The 15126-nt window shown below is 71.9% G+C and carries 12 protein-coding genes; 5 read left to right on the top strand and 7 right to left on the bottom strand.

What is annotated here, in order from left to right; translation table 11 throughout:
- Nucleotides 1-76: 76 nt before the first annotated feature.
- On the bottom strand, nucleotides 77-979 hold the full coding sequence (locus tag BIU95_RS09855; RefSeq protein ID WP_071251580.1) for a LysR substrate-binding domain-containing protein: 903 nt from the start codon (nucleotides 977-979) through the stop codon (nucleotides 77-79).
- A gap of 105 nt (nucleotides 980-1084) precedes the next feature.
- On the opposite strand from BIU95_RS09855, the gene BIU95_RS09860 reads away from it, so the two are divergent.
- Together BIU95_RS09860 and BIU95_RS09865 are read left to right on the top strand one after the other, a co-directional pair.
- Nucleotides 1085-4561 carry a bifunctional proline dehydrogenase/L-glutamate gamma-semialdehyde dehydrogenase gene (locus tag BIU95_RS09860; RefSeq protein ID WP_071251581.1) on the top strand — a complete coding sequence of 1159 codons (3477 nt, stop codon included), beginning with the start codon at nucleotides 1085-1087 and terminating at the stop codon, nucleotides 4559-4561.
- A 223-nt stretch (nucleotides 4562-4784) separates the two neighbouring features.
- Nucleotides 4785-5225, top strand: coding sequence for a VOC family protein (locus BIU95_RS09865; RefSeq protein WP_017886563.1), 441 nt, complete (start codon nucleotides 4785-4787; stop codon nucleotides 5223-5225).
- 5 nt (nucleotides 5226-5230) lie between these two features.
- Here BIU95_RS09865 and BIU95_RS09870 read toward each other — a convergent pair whose 3' ends face one another.
- Together BIU95_RS09870 and BIU95_RS09875 are read right to left on the bottom strand one after the other, a co-directional pair.
- Complete coding sequence (locus tag BIU95_RS09870) at nucleotides 5231-5674, bottom strand: thioesterase family protein (RefSeq protein WP_017886564.1); 444 nt, start codon at nucleotides 5672-5674, stop codon at nucleotides 5231-5233.
- Nucleotides 5671-6279: a QsdR family transcriptional regulator gene (locus tag BIU95_RS09875; protein ID WP_017886565.1), complete on the bottom strand. Its 609-nt coding sequence runs from the start codon at nucleotides 6277-6279 to the stop codon at nucleotides 5671-5673. The genes BIU95_RS09870 and BIU95_RS09875 overlap by 4 nt, the downstream gene beginning before the upstream one ends.
- Nucleotides 6280-6338: 59 nt before the next feature.
- Here BIU95_RS09875 and BIU95_RS09880 point away from each other — a divergent pair, with 59 nt between their 5' ends.
- Nucleotides 6339-7520, top strand: a complete 1182-nt coding sequence (locus tag BIU95_RS09880; protein WP_071251582.1) for an acyl-CoA dehydrogenase family protein — start codon at nucleotides 6339-6341, stop codon at nucleotides 7518-7520.
- Nucleotides 7521-7588: 68 nt separating this feature from the next.
- Here the strand turns inward: BIU95_RS09880 and BIU95_RS09885 are convergent, their stop codons facing one another.
- Entirely contained in the window at nucleotides 7589-9028 is a 1440-nt protein-coding gene (locus tag BIU95_RS09885) for an NAD(P)/FAD-dependent oxidoreductase (protein WP_071251583.1), read from the bottom strand.
- Complete coding sequence (locus BIU95_RS09890) at nucleotides 9025-9921, bottom strand: UbiA family prenyltransferase (protein ID WP_017886568.1); 897 nt, start codon at nucleotides 9919-9921, stop codon at nucleotides 9025-9027. The genes BIU95_RS09885 and BIU95_RS09890 overlap by 4 nt, the downstream gene beginning before the upstream one ends.
- 62 nt (nucleotides 9922-9983) lie before the next feature.
- On the opposite strand from BIU95_RS09890, the gene BIU95_RS09895 reads away from it, so the two are divergent.
- On the top strand, nucleotides 9984-11189 hold the full coding sequence (locus tag BIU95_RS09895) for a glycosyltransferase (RefSeq protein WP_071251584.1): 1206 nt from the start codon (nucleotides 9984-9986) through the stop codon (nucleotides 11187-11189).
- A 61-nt stretch (nucleotides 11190-11250) separates the two neighbouring features.
- On the opposite strand, the gene BIU95_RS09900 is transcribed toward BIU95_RS09895, so the two are convergent.
- Together BIU95_RS09900 and BIU95_RS09905 are read right to left on the bottom strand one after the other, a co-directional pair.
- A complete protein-coding gene (locus BIU95_RS09900; protein ID WP_071251585.1) occupies nucleotides 11251-13284 on the bottom strand; it encodes an alpha/beta fold hydrolase in 2034 nt (677 codons plus the stop codon).
- Nucleotides 13281-14177 carry a patatin-like phospholipase family protein gene (locus BIU95_RS09905; protein ID WP_071251586.1) on the bottom strand — a complete coding sequence of 299 codons (897 nt, stop codon included), beginning with the start codon at nucleotides 14175-14177 and terminating at the stop codon, nucleotides 13281-13283. The genes BIU95_RS09900 and BIU95_RS09905 overlap by 4 nt, the downstream gene beginning before the upstream one ends.
- A 113-nt stretch (nucleotides 14178-14290) precedes the next feature.
- On the opposite strand from BIU95_RS09905, the gene BIU95_RS09910 reads away from it, so the two are divergent.
- On the top strand, nucleotides 14291-15100 hold the full coding sequence (locus BIU95_RS09910; RefSeq protein ID WP_139179736.1) for a GAF domain-containing protein: 810 nt from the start codon (nucleotides 14291-14293) through the stop codon (nucleotides 15098-15100).
- Nucleotides 15101-15126: the final 26 nt, after the last annotated feature.

Consider the following 15126-nt stretch of genomic DNA (forward strand, 5'->3'; position numbering starts at 1 on the left):
ATCACAGAATGATCACGACGGCAACGGAGCTCCGCAGCCGTCGTGCCGACCCGAGCCGCGCCTCCAGACCGCCGTGTCACGCTCCGACGACGGACGCGGCACGTCCGAGCGCGGCGCGGAGAGCACGCACCGCTGGCGACGACGCGCCAGCGGCGCGGACCACCGTGAAGATCGTCCGTCGCGGACCCTCCGGCAGCTCGAGCAGTCGACAGGTCGTCGTCCGGCCGGTCCACATCAGGTCCGGCATCAGGCTCACCGCGTTGCCGGACTCGACCAGGCGGATCTGCGTCTGCAGGTCGGCGGTCTCGTACCGGACGTCTGGCTCGAAACCCCAGCGCCGACAGACCTGCTCGGCGAAGTGCCGCGACGCGGTGCCGCGGGGCTCCATCACCCAGGGCATGGTGCGCGCGTCCTCGAGCGACGACACCGGGCGCAGCGCGGTGTCGAGCGGGGGCAGGGCGAGCCGCACCGCGTCGGTCGTCAGGTCCGATCGGTCGAGCCCGGGCAGGTGCGGTGCGGCATGTGCCGGGTACTGCTCGGCGATCACCATGTCGAAGTCACGAGCCCACGTCTCGTTCAGTGCGGTCTCCGGCTCCCGCTGCACCATCTCGACCCGGACGTCGGGGTGCTCCGTCGCCATCTCGTGCAGGGCGCTCGGCATCAGGGCCAGGGCCGCGGACTGGAACACGGCAACCCGCACCCGGCCCTGCACGGACGACAGGGTCTCCTCCACCTGGGACTGCGCGTGCTCGAGGACGTCGAGCACCTGGCCCGCCGCGGTGACCAGCACCTCGGCCTGCGGGGTGAGCTGCAGCCGTCGGCCGGCCTTGCGGAACAGCTGCACACCGGCCTCCCGCTCCAGGGCGCTGAGCTGCTGCGAGACCGCCGACGGGGTGAAGTTCACCGCCTCGGCGACGGCCGCGATCGTGCCACGGATGGACAGCTCACGGAGGAGCACGAGACGGCGGACGTCGAGCATGGTCCGACGCTAGCCGGACCGCGACCGGAACGGTAGCGCAACTGAACGGTATGCATCAGGAACGCTCACTTCCGCTACCGCATCCCGGACCTCCACACTGAACCCATGACGACGCTGCACGAGGACTCCGCCATCGACCACGACGCCCTGGCGGACCAGTCCGTCGCGCTCGTCCGACAGTGGCTCGCCGAGGCCGAGTCGTACCCCGTCGACGGCTCCGCGAAGCAGCTCGCCGGCGTGCTCGCCGACCCCGCCGGCCTCGACTTCGCCGTCGGGTTCGTCGACGGCGTCGTGCGACCGGAAGACCTCGCCGTCGCCGCCCGCAAGCTCCGCCAGATCGCCCCGGACGCCCCCGGGTTCCTGCCCGCCGCGCTCCGCGGACTCGTCCGGCTCGGCGGCGGCATGGCCCCGGTCCTGCCGAACGTCGTCGTCCCCATCGCCCGCCGCGTCCTCCGGAACATGGTCGGCCACCTGATCGTCGACGCCACCGACTCCAAGCTCGGCCCGGCCATCGCCGGCATCAAGCGCGACGGCGTCCGCCTCAACGTCAACCTGCTCGGCGAGGCCGTGCTCGGCGAACGCGAAGCCGCCCGCCGGCTCGAGGGCACCCACAAGCTCCTGGCCCGCGACGACGTCGACTACGTCTCGATCAAGGTGTCGTCCACCGTGCACCCGCACTCCCCGTGGGCGTTCGACCACGCCGTCGACGACATCGTCGAGCAGCTCCGACCGCTCTTCCAGCGCGCCGCAGCCGCCAGCCCCGCCAAGTTCATCAACCTCGACATGGAGGAGTACAAGGACCTCGACCTCACCATCGCGGTCTTCACGAAGCTCCTCGACGAGCCCGAGTTCCTGGGCCTCGAAGCCGGCATCGTGCTGCAGGCGTACTTGCCCGACGCGCTCGCCGCGATGCAGGAGCTGCAGGAGTGGTCCGCCGCCCGCCGTGCCCGCGGCGGTGCCGGCATCAAGGTCCGGCTGGTGAAGGGCGCGAACCTGCCGATGGAGCAGGTCGAGGCCTCGGTGCACGGTTGGCCGCTCGCCACCTGGCACACGAAGCAGGACTCGGATACCAACTACAAGCGGGTGCTCGACTGGGCGCTCACCCCATCGCGCGTCGACAACGTCCGCGTCGGTGTCGCCGGGCACAACCTGTTCGACGTCGCGCACGCCTGGCTGCTCGCCGGTGAGCGTGGCGTGCGGGACGGCATCGAGTTCGAGATGCTGCTCGGCATGGCGCAGGGGCAGGCGTCGGCCGTGAAGAACACGGTCGGTTCGCTCCTGCTCTACACGCCGGTCGTCCACCCGGGCGAGTTCGACGTGGCGATCGCCTACCTGATCCGTCGTCTCGAAGAAGGCGCGTCGCAGGACAACTTCATGTCCGCCGTCTTCTCGCTCGTGTCGTCGCCGCCGCTGTTCGCCCGCGAAGAGGAGCGCTTCCGCGCCTCCCTGGTGCCGCTCGCGACGCCCGAGGGGCTCGAAGCGCCGGCATCACACCGGGTCGCCGACCGGTACGCCGCCGTCGGCCGCCCCGGCCCCGGCCACTTCGAGAACACCCCGGACAGCGACCCCTCCGTCGGCGCCGTCCGTGCCTGGGGCGACGCCATCACCGCACGGGTCGCCTCGTCGACGCTCGGCGTCCGTGCCGTCCAGGAGGCCCGGGTCGGCTCCGCCACGGCGCTCGACTCCGCGCTCGGTCGCGCCAAGGCCGCCGGTGCGGTCTGGGGGACCTGGTCCGGTGGTGCGCGTGGCGCCGTGCTGCACGCCGTCGGCGACGCACTCGAGGCGAACCGTGCCGCCCTCATCGAGGTCATGGCGTCGGAGACCGGCAAGACCATCGACCAGGCCGACCCCGAGGTGTCCGAGGCGATCGACTTCGCGCACTTCTACGGCACCCTGGCGTCCTCGCTCGACGACGTCGACGGTGCGACCTTCACGCCCGCAGCGCTGACCCTCGTCGCGCCGCCGTGGAACTTCCCCGTCGCGATCCCCGCCGGGTCCACCCTCGCCGCACTGGCCGCCGGGTCGGCCGTCGTCCTGAAGCCCGCGCCGCCCGCCGAACGCTCCGGCGCCGTGCTCGCCTCGATCATCGAGACCGCGCTCGACGCCCACGGGGCACCGGCCGACGTGCTCGCGTTCCTGCAGGTGTCCGAGGACGACCTCGGGCAGCAGCTCATCGCGTCGCCGATGGTCGACCAGGTCATCCTCACCGGTGCGTACGAGACGGCCGAGCTCTTCCGCTCGTTCCGGCCGGACCTGCCGCTGCTCGCCGAGACCTCGGGCAAGAACGCCGTGATCGTCACGCCGTCGTCCGACCTCGACCTCGCCGTGAAGGACGTCGTCGCGTCCGCGTTCGGGCACGCCGGTCAGAAGTGCTCGGCAGCGTCGCTCGTGGTCATGGTCGGCTCGGTCGCCAAGTCCAAGCGCTTCCGGAACCAGCTGCTCGACGCGGTGTCGTCGCTCACCGTCGGCTACCCGACCGACGCGGCGACCCAGATGGGCCCGGTCATCGAGCCGGCATCGGGCAAGCTGCTCGACGGCCTGACGACGCTCGGGGCGGGGGAGTCCTGGGCCGTCGAGCCGAAGCAGCTCGACGAGACCGGCAAGCTCTGGAGCCCGGGCGTCCGACAGGGCGTCCGCCGTGGCTCGGAGTTCCACCGCACCGAGTACTTCGGCCCGATCCTCGGCATGATGACCGCCGACTCCCTCGACGAGGCGATCGACATCGTGAACGAGGTCGACTACGGCCTGACCTCGGGACTGCACTCGCTCGACCCGGCCGAGATCGGCACGTGGCTGTCGCGGATCCAGGCGGGCAACCTCTACGTCAACCGCGGCATCACGGGCGCCATCGTCCGGCGTCAGCCGTTCGGCGGGTGGAAGAAGTCGGCGGTCGGCGCCGGCACGAAGGCGGGTGGGCTGAACTACCTGCTCGGGCTCGGGTCGTGGACGCCGGCGCCGGCGGTTGCTGCGTCCGGTGTCGCCGTGTCGGGTCCGGTCTCGGCGTTCGCCCGGGCTGCCGAGGTCGCTTCGCCGATGCTCGACCGCGCGCTGGCGTCCGACGAGCAGGCCTGGTCGACGCTGTTCGGCACCGCGACGGACGTCTCGGCGCTCTCCGCCGAGCGGAACATCGCCCGGTACCTGCCGTTCCCGTCGGTGCAGGTGCGGCTGGCCGCGGTCGCCGACGCGGACGCTGACGCCTCGGTGATCGAGCTCGTCCGCGTCGTCGCAGCCGCACTCCGGGCTGGCACGACGATCGAGGTCTCCACGGCCGCGACGCTGCCGTCGTCCGTCGCCTCGGCGATCCGGTCGCTGCCGATCGTGCGCTCGCTGTCGCAGACGGTGTCCCACGGGGCCTTCGCGAGCTCGGTCGCTTCTGGTCCCTCGACCCGCGTGCGGCTCATCGGTGGGGACACCTCGGCGCTGTACTCCGCCGTCGGTGGTCGTCCGGACGTCGCGGTGTACGGCGGCCCGGTGACCGAGGCCGGGCGGCTCGAGATCCTGCCGTTCGTCCGCGAGCAGGCGGTGTCGATCACGGCGCACCGCTTCGGCACGCCGAACCACCTGACCGACGACCTGATCTGACCCCGGACCGCGGCGCTGGCGTTCGGGTCCAGCGCCGCTTGCACGACCGAAGTGCCCCCGAACCGCGCGATCGCGTGGTTCGGGGGCGCTCTGGTTGTGCGGCGTGCGGAACGTCGTGCGCGCGGCTGTCCGGTCGCCGCACGGCCTCGGGTGGTTCGGAGGCACCGAGGGTTGCCTCGGGTGCGCGTCGCAACCACGGCGCGCAACCCTGAGGAGCTCCACCATGACCGAGCCGTTCGCACGCCCGACCGCCCTGGCCCACGTCCGTGTCACCGTGACCGACATCCACCGCAGCAAGGCGTTCTACCAGCAGCTGCTCGGCACCGACCCGGCGATCGACTTCAGCGACCAGGTCGACGAGCCCGGCGTGCGCGAGGACCGTGAGCGCTTCTACGGCGGCTCCGTGTTCCGGCTCGGCGACCAGGTGTTCGGGCTCCGTCCGGTCGCCCCGGCGGGGCAGACGTTCGACCCTGACACCGTCGGCCTCGACCACGTGAGCTTCGTCGTGGGGTCGGTCGACGAGCTGCACCAGGCGGCTGCACGCCTGGACGCCGCAGGGGTCGAGCACGGCGAGGTCACCGACCTCGGCGACGCCGGCATGGTGATCCTGTCCGTGCAGGACCCCGACGACATCAACCTCGAGCTGGCTGCGCTGAAGGGCTGAGGTCCTCAGTCGGCGACGGCGGGCTGCTGCGCGACCATCGAACCCGTGACGAGCTCGCGGAGTTCGGCGGGCAGCGGGATCGGACGACGGGCACCTTCACGGTCGATGATGACGTGCACGAACTCGCCCGTGGCGAGCAGTGCCCCGTCGGACTGCCGGAACAGGCCGAACTCCCACGACAGGCTCGTGGTGCCGAGGTGCTTCGAGCGCATCCCGACCTCGATGACGTCCGGCCAGACGGCGGACTCGACGAACCGGCAGCTCGACGACACCAGCACGGCGATCCACTCCGACGAGAACGGGTCGAGCCCGGCGAACTCGCGGAACCAGTACGTCGACGCGTTGTCCATCGCCGAGTAGTAGATCGTGTTGTTGACGTGCCCGAACATGTCGTTGTCGTTCCACCTGGTGGGGTAGGAGCGGCGGAACGGGTACTCGTCGATGGTCATCGGTCTCCGATCGGTGGTGCGGGTGTGGCGTGCACCGCGTCGGGCCGCAGGACGTACTCGAACGCCGCACGTGCCCGGTCGGGATCAGGGGTCTCACCGGAGATGAACTCGGCGTAGGTGAACGACTCGGAGATCCGGACGAGCAGCCGTGCGAGCTCCTCAGCCGACAACGGTGCCGGATCGAACGTACCGGACGACTCCTGCTGCTCGATGAGTGCGGTGACCCGGGCGACGAACCGGCTCTGCACGTCGCTCTCCGAGGTGGTCAGCAGACGCATCGCCCGAGCCGGTTCGCGGGTCAGGAACGCACGGAAGTACGGGGCGTCGATCAGGTCCGCGGTGAACCGGTCGAGCACGACGACGAGCCGGGCTGCCCCGGTCGCTCCGATCTCGTCGGCGGCGTGGGTTGCCCCGTCGAGCGTCGGGACGGCGAGGGACCACAAGATCTCGGACAGCAACCGGTCACGGTTGCCGACCCAGCGGAACAGTGACGTGCGATCGACGCCGAGTGCGGCAGCCAACGCCCCCATGTCGATCCGCGACCCGGCGATGAAGGTGTGACGGGCCTCCCGGAAGGCGCGCAGCGCAGAGTCTGATGTGTACACGCGATCCTCTCTTGCAACGTTTTCGAGAATGATGCATCGTGGTTCCCATGTCAACGACCATGCCCGCCACGGCCCTGCTCGAATCGGACTTCTACGGCTTCCAGCAGCAGCTCACCGAGCAGGAGCGTGCGTCGCTCGGGCAGCTCCGGCAGTACCTCGAGCAAGAGGTCCGGCCGATCGCCGACGAGTACTGGGCGCGTGCCGAGTTCCCGATGCAGGTCATCGCGCCGCTCGCCGAGCTCGGCATGTACGGGCCGGGCGTGCCGATGGTGCGCCGGTTCGAGAACTCGGCCGTCTACCGCGGGTGGACAGCGCTCGAGCTCGGCCGGGTCGACGCCAGCGTCGCCACCTTCATCGGTGTGCAGTCCGGCCTGGCGATGAACTCCATCGCGGTCGCCGGCAGCGACGAGCAGCAGCGGGAGTGGCTGCCACGGATGGCCGCCGGCGAGCTCATCGGGGCCTTCGGACTCACCGAGCCGTACTCCGGCAGCGACTCCGCCAAAGGCCTGCGCACCACCGCACGGCGCGAGGGCGACGAGTGGGTGCTCGACGGCGAGAAGCGCTGGATCGGCAACGCCACCTTCGCCGACGTCGTCGTGATCTGGGCGAAGGACGTCGCCGACGGCCAGGTCAAGGGCTTCCTGGTCACCACCGACACCGCGGGCTTCACCGCGACGAAGATCGAGGACAAGATCGCGCTGCGCGGCGTGCAGAACGCCGACATCGTCATGCGGGACGTCCGTGTCCCCGAGTCGCGTCGGCTGCAGAACGCCACGTCGTTCCGCTCGACCGCCGAGGTGCTCCGGCTGACCCGCACCGAGGTCGCCTGGCAGGCGGTCGGCATCGCGATCGGCGCGTACGAGGCCGCCCTGGCCTACGCCCGCGAGCGGGTCCAGTTCGGCAAGCCGATCGCCGCGCACCAGCTCGTGCAGGACCTGCTCGTCAAGTCGCTGTCGAACATCACAGCCTCGATCGCACTCTGCACGCAGGCCTCGGCCATGCAGGACGCCGGGGTCGGTGGCGACGAGCACTCCGCGATGGCCAAGGCGTTCGCCACTTCGAAGATGCGCGAGACCGTCGCCTGGTGCCGCGAGGTGCAGGGCGGCAACGGCATCGTGCTCGACAAGGGCGTCGCTCGGTTCTTCTCCGATGCCGAGGCGATCTACTCGTACGAGGGCACGCGCGAGGTGAACACCCTGATCGTCGGCCGGGCGATCACCGGGCAGGCCGCGTTCGTGTAACTGCCCGGCTGGTGTGGAGCGGTTCGCCGGTTCGCCGGTTCGCTGGTTCGCCGGTTCGCTCGTTCGTGTCAGGCCGGTGTCGACTTGAGCAGCCGGTTCACCGCGATCATCGCGCCACCCACCACCGCCGGGACGCCGCCGCCGGGGTGGACCGACGCACCGACCCGCCACAGCCAGGGCCGCCAGGGGTCGTTGTACGAGGGACGGTGGAACGGCCCGCTCAGCCACGGCGGACGTGCCGCTCCGTAGAGCGCCCCGTGTGGTTCGCCGCCCTCGCCGTAGTACTGCGGATCGAGCACGACCTGCTCGTCGAGCAGGTCGGTGAGGGGCCCGTCGAGTCCCATCGCGCGGGAGACACGGTCGACCTCGCGCCGCACGAAGGGGTGCTCCGCCGTGTAGTGACCGCCGTCGGCGGGCGCGGTGAGCAGGATCCCTGCGGTGCTGCGCCCGTTCGGGTACACCTCGCCCGCGCGGTACTGGTTGACGAACACCATGGTGTCCGCCGGCTCGTCGCCGGCCTCCAGGCTGCGGTGCAGTGCCGCCGGCTTCGTCGGGAGCACCACGCTGTGCGCCGCGAGGTCCGCCGGCAACTCCTGGCGGAGGACGCCGTACACCGCGACGGCCGAGCAGGAGAGGGTGCGCGGACGCAGACGGGGGAGCGGTGGGATCCGCGACGGGCCCGTCAGCGTGGTGAGCCGGTCGGCGTCCACGGCGCTGACGACGAGGTCGGCCGGGTACCGCCCGACCTCGGTGGTGACCCACCCGCGCTCGATGCGGGTGACGGCCTCGCCGGTGCGCACCTCGGCTCCGGCGGCCTCGGCCAGCCGGGCCAGCGCGAGCACGATCTCGTAGATCCCGCCGCGCGGCACCCAGGCACCGGTCTCCGCCATGATCGCCGGCATGCTCGCGTAGAGGGCCGGGGTGCGTGCCGGCGACACGCCTGCGTTGAGGGTGTGGATCGCGATGATCTCGCGCAGCCCGTCCGGCAGCCACGGCAAGCCGTCCAGGTAGGCGCGCGTCGTGAGTCGCGAACCGTAGACGGCCAGGAGCCGACGGAGCGCCGGGAGGGCCGCGCGGTCGAGGGGGTCGGCGAGCAGCAGCTCGGTCACGTCGTCGGCGAGGGGTGCGTGCAGGTCCGAGAACCGGCGCCAGGCTGGGTACCACGGGTGGTCGGGCGCCACCGGCAGCGAGGTCTCCTCGCCGTCGTGGTAGTAGCGACCGACCTCGGGCATCCGCACCAGGTCGAGGTGACCGGCATCGCGAGTGCGCTCGGGTGCGCCCGCGTCCGCGCCGTCGCCGAGTCGCCGCAGCAACTCGTCCCACACGGCGGGGAACGTCATCAACGACGGGCCGGTGTCGATCCGGTCCGCACCCAGGTGGATGCGCCGGCTCTTGCCGCCGAGCTCTGCGGAGGATTCGAGCAGGGTGACCCGATGGCCAGCACGTGCGAGCAGCGCGGCGGCGGTCAGGCCGCCGATCCCGCCCCCGACCACGACGATGCGGCTCACGAGCGGCCTCCCAACACGATCGACACCATGAGGAGCACCCCGACGAACGACCCCGCGATGTACGGGAAGGCGACCGACAGACGGTACAGGCGGTGACCGGTCTCCGGCGTCGGATCACGAAGCAGGGACACCACCAGGATGCCGGCGATGAGCAGGTTGACTGCGGCCACGGGCACGCTCACCACGGCGAAGAGTGCCGTCGAGGCGATCCACCAGGACCCGCTCCACCATGCCGTCCCGCGCGCGCCGAGCCGGACCGCGGTGGTGGTGATGCCCGCACGGCGGTCCTCCTCGATGTCCTGCACCGCGTCGAAGGCGTGCTTGGCCACGCTCCACGCCATCAGGCCGAGGGCAGCCGGCCACACCGGGGTGACCGAGAGCGCCGCGGGGACGATGACCAGCGGCAGCGCGTACGCGGCGTTGCTCAGCGAGTCGAGGAACGGCCGCGCCTTGAACCGCAGCGGCGGTGCGGAGTAGAAGACGAAGACACCCGCGTAGAGCAGGATCACCGCGTTCGCGAGCGGCGGCAGTGCGATGGAGAAGTAGACGAGGAACGGGACGTTCACGACCGCGACGGCCCAGGCGATCAGTCGCACCTCGGACTGTCGGATCCTGGCACCCTCGATCGACCCCTTGCGGGGGTTGGCCGCGTCGGTGTCCTGGTCGTAGATGTCGTTGACGCCGTAGATGAGCAGGTTGAACGGCAGGGTGAGCCACAGGATGAGCGGCAACGCCCGCACGTCGAACAGCGCGCCGGTGAGCCACACGGCAACGAGCCCGGAGCCGATGGTGTTGATCCACAGCACCGGTCGCGAGATGAGCAGGAGCCGGCGCACGGCCGGTCCGATCCCGGACAGCGCGGTTCGCGGGATCCGCTCGAGTCCGTCAGTCACGGGCCCGAGCGTACCCGGCCGACGGTGACGCCGGGCGCCGGCTTCCCCGCCACACTGGTCGGATGCGCATGATGCTGCTCACCGCCGGCACCCGCGGCGACGTCGAGCCCTTCGCAGCACTGGCACGACGTGCCCTGTCCCGCGGACACCAGGTGCGGCTGGCGCTGCCGGACGACGCGGTCGCGCCTGACGGTGTCGACACCGTGCGCCTCGGCCTGGACGCGCACCGGGTGCTGTTCCCCGTCCGGCGCACCCCTCGAGTGCTCGCGCACCACCTGCGCACCGAGGTGCGTCCTGCGATGCGCCGGATGCTCGCGGCCGCGGTGCGGGAGAGCGTCGACTTCGGCCCCGGCGTGGTGGTGCACCACCCGCTGATCCTGAGCGCTCCGATGGTGGCGGACGCGCTCGGCGTCCCCCGCGTGCTGGTGGAGTTCGCACCCGTGGCGACCCCGAGCGAGCGCTTCCCCGCCGCCGGAGGCCCGACGGCGACCCGAGACCTCGGCCCGCGCAACCGGTCCACCTACGCCGTCCCCCGCGCCGTCGCCCGTCTCTTCGACGCCGACGTGGTGCGCGCCGCCGCCGAGTTGCCGGGCGGCCGTCGTCCCGCGCGGCGGTCGCCGTCGCGTGCGACGCTCATGGCTGTGAGTCCCGCGTTGCTCCCGCGGCCCGACGACTGGCCCGAGCGGGTGCACCAGACGGGGGCCTGGTACGAGGCGACACCGTCGGCGTCACTCGACCCGGAGGTCGGCGACTTCCTGCGGGCCGGTCGCTTCATCGTCGCCTCGTTCGGGTCCATGGCGACGGGGACGGCGCGGGACGCAGCGGCTCGAGGGTCCGCGATCGTCACGGCTGCCCGTTCCCACGGCCTCCGGGTGCTGCTCGTCACCGGGGCGGGCGGCCTCGCGCTGCCGGCTGAGCTCCGTGGCCCCGACGTGCTGGCGGTGGGGTCGACGCCGTTCGACGCGGTGCTGCCGGGCGCGACGCTCGCCCTGCACCACGGCGGGGCCGGTACCGCGCACGCCGTTGCCCGCGCCGGCGTGCCCGCGGTCGTCGTGCCCGTCACCGCGGACCAGCCGTTCTGGGCCGCGCAGCTGCACCGACAGGGCGTGGCCGCCGCTCCGGTTCCGCTGCGTCGCGTGTCGGCGGGCACGCTCGAACCCGCGATGCGCGATGCCCTGACCCGCCGCGACCGTGCCGCCGACGTGGGTCGACGGATGCGGGCAGAGCACGGGGTCGAGCGGGCGCTCGACGTGCTCGAAGCCCTCTGAGCCGTGGTCGCGGCGCGGGCAGGGATCGTCGGCGGCTGCTCCTTCGGTCCGGACGTGTCGCTCAGCCGAGCAGCTCGGGTCGCTCCCACTCCTGGTCGAGCACGTGCTGCCCGAGGAACGCGAACACCGTCTCGTACCAGACCACGGCGTGCTGCGGGGAGAGCACCCAGTGGTTCTCGTCCGGGAAGTACAGGAACCGGTGCGGCATCGAGCCGTCCGGCGCCGCGTGGTGCTCCGCGAGCTCGGACCACAGCCGCAGCCCCTCGCCGATCGGCACCCGGTAGTCCTTGTCGCCGTGGATGACGAGCATCGGTGACGTGATGTCGCCCACGAACCGGTGCGGGTCGTTCGCCGCGATCCCGTCGGCGTCGAAGATCGACGACCAGTACTGCGACGAGTCCGTCGTGCCGTTGAACTGGTCGAGCGCCCACAGGCTGGCGTGGGTGACGATCGCCCGGAACCGGTCGGTGTGCCCGGCGACCCAGTTCGCCATGTACCCGCCGAACGACCCGCCCATCGCCGCGGTGCGGGAGGCGTCGATGTCGGCTCGGGCCTCGACCACGTCGGTGATCGCCATCAGGTCGGTGTACGGAGCCTGCCCCCAGGCGTTCCAGCCGCGGTTCACGAAGTCGAGCCCGTAACCGGTGGACAGCGCGGGGTCCGGCAGCAGCACGGCGTACCCGCGTGCCGCGAGCAGCATCGGGTTCCACCGCCACGACCACTGGTTCCAGGAGTTGAGCGGCCCACCGTGGATCCACAGGACGAGCGGGTGCGGCCCGTCGCCTTCGGGCACGACCAGCCAGCCGCGCACACGGGCACCGTCGGCAGCGGTCGTCTCGACCTCTTCCAGGTGGGCGGGCACGTCCGGCAGGGGCGCCGGCGTCGCCAGCGCGGTCACCGTACCGTCCGTCGCGATCCGCACGGGGTGCAGCGGCGCCGCCCAGGAGGCCCGGAGCGCCACGACCACGCCCGTCGCCTCCGCCACGCGCAGGCTCGAGTACGCCCAGTCGTCGTGCGTCAGCTGCTCGACGGCGCCGCCGTCGAGCGGGATGCGGAAGACCGGCGCGCGGCCGTCCTGGTCGGCCACCGCCAGGAGCGCCCCGTCGCCGTGCTCGAACACGAGCTCGCTCGGCCAACGGTCCCAGTCGGCCGCGATGCGGCGGGCGTCGGAGCCGTCGATGCCGGCCGTCCAGACCTCCTGCTGGTTCGCACCGGCGGGGGTGGAGCGGACGGTGCGGACCCAGGCGATCGCCCGACCGTCGTGGCTGAGCGCCGGCATCTCGTGGTCGACGTCGACGTCGTCGAACAGCACCGTGCGGTGGCCGCTGGACAGGTCGATGGTGACGAGCGTCGAGCGGTGTCCACGGGCCTCCCGGACACCCACGGCTGCAAGCAGGACCGATCCGTCGGGGGTGAGCGCTCCGCTGACGTGGTCGAGGGAGCGGCCGGGGGACGGCGTGCGGTCCACGGGCTGAGCGACTTCGTCCGCGCCGCCGGCCGTGTCGAGCGTCAGGACATGGGTCTGGGCCGGACCAAGGTCGTGGTCCCAGTACCGCACCGGGTAGGTCTCGTGCAGGATCGCGCGGACGTGCTTGTCCTTGCGGGTATTCCGGAGCCCGGCGTCGGCCTCGAGCACCGTCGACGGGTCGGAACCGGCCCCCGGCAGCAGGTCGGCGGTCAGCGCGACGACGTCCGACGACGACGCGGTGGCCAGGACGCCACCGACACCCCCGGCGAGACGGGTGAGCGGGCGGGCCTCGCCACCCGCGGCGGGCAGCACCCAGAGCTGTGCCGCCTCGAGGTCGCTGGCGTCCGCGTCTGGCCGGGCGGAGACGAAGAGCAGGTCGCCGGTGCGGGTGAAGGCGATGCCGCCCTCGCCCTTGGCGGAACGGGTGAGGCGGACCGGGCGCGCAGCGGACCGGCTGTCGTCGGTCGACGACGTGGGCACCTGCCAGATGGACCGGCGGGAACCGGTGCCGTCCGGATCGAGTGCACTGACCGTCAGGGCGACGCGAGTGCCGTCCGGACTGACGTCGATGCCGTCGACGCGGGGGAGCGCGATGTACTGGTCGAGGTCGGAGAACGGGGCGCTCATGCGTGCACGCTCGCCAGGTCCTCGGCCCAGAAGGCGGCGATCTGCTCGGCGACCGCGGTGCCCTGGGCGTGGCCGGCCTCGGCCGACGGCGCCTGGGTGGCGAGCGAGAGCGAGTTCGTGCCGAAGGCCTGCTGGGACGCGCTGTCGGCCACGACGACCTCGACCGACGAGCCACCGGCGCGCAGGGCCTCGACCGCGACGTCGAGCCAGGGTCCGCACGGAGACGGCCCTTCGGGTCCGCAGGCGATGACGAGGACCCGCTCGTACCCGGCGGCGGCATCGGCGTTGGTGCCGGAGCGGACACCGCCGTCGACGTAGGGGCGGCCGTCGATGCTGACGGGGGTCCACACGAAGGGCACCGAGCAGCTGGCGGCGACCGCGCGGGGGAGCGGGACGCCGTCCGCTGCGGTCAGCAGGCGGAAGGTGCCGTCGGTGGCGTCGACCGCGGTGACGGCGAGGGGCTTCTCCGGCCACTCGGTGGACGGGAGCGTCTCGCCGAAGGTCACGATGCGCTCGTCGTCGCTCTGCCCGCCGACGACCTGCTGGGCGGCCTGGCCGAGTCGAGCGCGGGCGTCCTGTTCGTCGGTCGCGCCCTGTAGTGCTGCGCCGATGTGCTGCTGCACGGCTTCGACGTCGATCGGTGCCGGCTCTTCGTAGGTCGTCGGGGCCGGGCTGTGCTGCTGGTCGTGGGCCTGCTGGACGGCACCGTTCCGGACGAAGGCGCCGACGACGCTGCCGGCGCTCGTGCCGACGACCAGGTCGGCGGCGTCGAGGTCGACGCCGGCTTCCTGCAGGGCGACGAGGACGCCGACTTCCCAGGCGATGCCGGCGACACCTCCGCCACCGAGGACGAGGGCTCTGGATCCGGGAACGGGCGTGCTGACGTCGGTCATGGGTCCTGCTTACCAGCTGCGTGCGACGGGCTGGTGGAGGCCGTCGGATCCTGTGGAGAACCGACCTGTGGACAACTCCGACCGAGTCGGTGGCGTGACCTAGCGTCGTGGTCATGGGGCATCAGCGTTCAGGACGGGTCGGCACGGTCGTGTGGCCGATCGTGGTGGCTGCTGCGCCCACCGCCGCGTTCCAGCTGCCCAACCTGTTCGTCGCCCCGGCGGTCCGACTCTCGCTCGTCGCGTTCGGGCTCGTCGTGCTCGTCGCCGCGGTGACGGTGCAGGTGGTCCGGACCCGGCGCAGCGACGCCGCGCGCTCGGTGGCCGAGGACAACGCCACCGCGGCGGAGCTCGAGCAGTCGACGGCCGTCCGGTACGCGTTCGGTCAGATCGCCACCCGGCTCGTCCGGTTCACCGAACTGCGCCGGTCCGAGCGCCACGGCGAACTCTCCGTCGTCGCCGACCGCGTCGCCGTGGCCCTGGCGTTCTACCTGCTGCCGAAGGTGCCCGACGTCCGCGCCAACGTCTACCAGCTGTCCACCGATCTGCGGGCGCTCGAGCCGATCGGTCACGCCGGCGCCGGCGACACCGTCGGTGTCTTCCGCGCGGGCACGCCCTACGGCGACCGCAACCTCGAGTGGGTGTTGGTCGGGGGATCACCCCGGATCGTCGGCGACCGCTCCGCCGACGTCGACGTCGACCAGGACGTGCCGGGCTTCGAACCGCGGTACTCCTCGTACGTGTCGGTGGTGATCCGGTCCGACCAGTACTCGTTCGGCATGCTCACCGTCGACTCCCCGGTCCCCGACGCCTTCACCGAACTCGACGCCAAGAACATCGCGATGATGGCGTCGTTCATGGCCGTCGCGTTCTCGCTGACCTACTCGTTCCCCGAGCGCGACCGCAATCCAAGGAAAGGCCCGTGATGCTCACACGCTCTGTCGGACGCTCG

The sequence above is a fragment of the Curtobacterium sp. MCBA15_007 genome (genome assembly GCF_001864905.1).
In the GTDB taxonomy this organism is placed as follows: domain Bacteria; phylum Actinomycetota; class Actinomycetes; order Actinomycetales; family Microbacteriaceae; genus Curtobacterium; species Curtobacterium poinsettiae.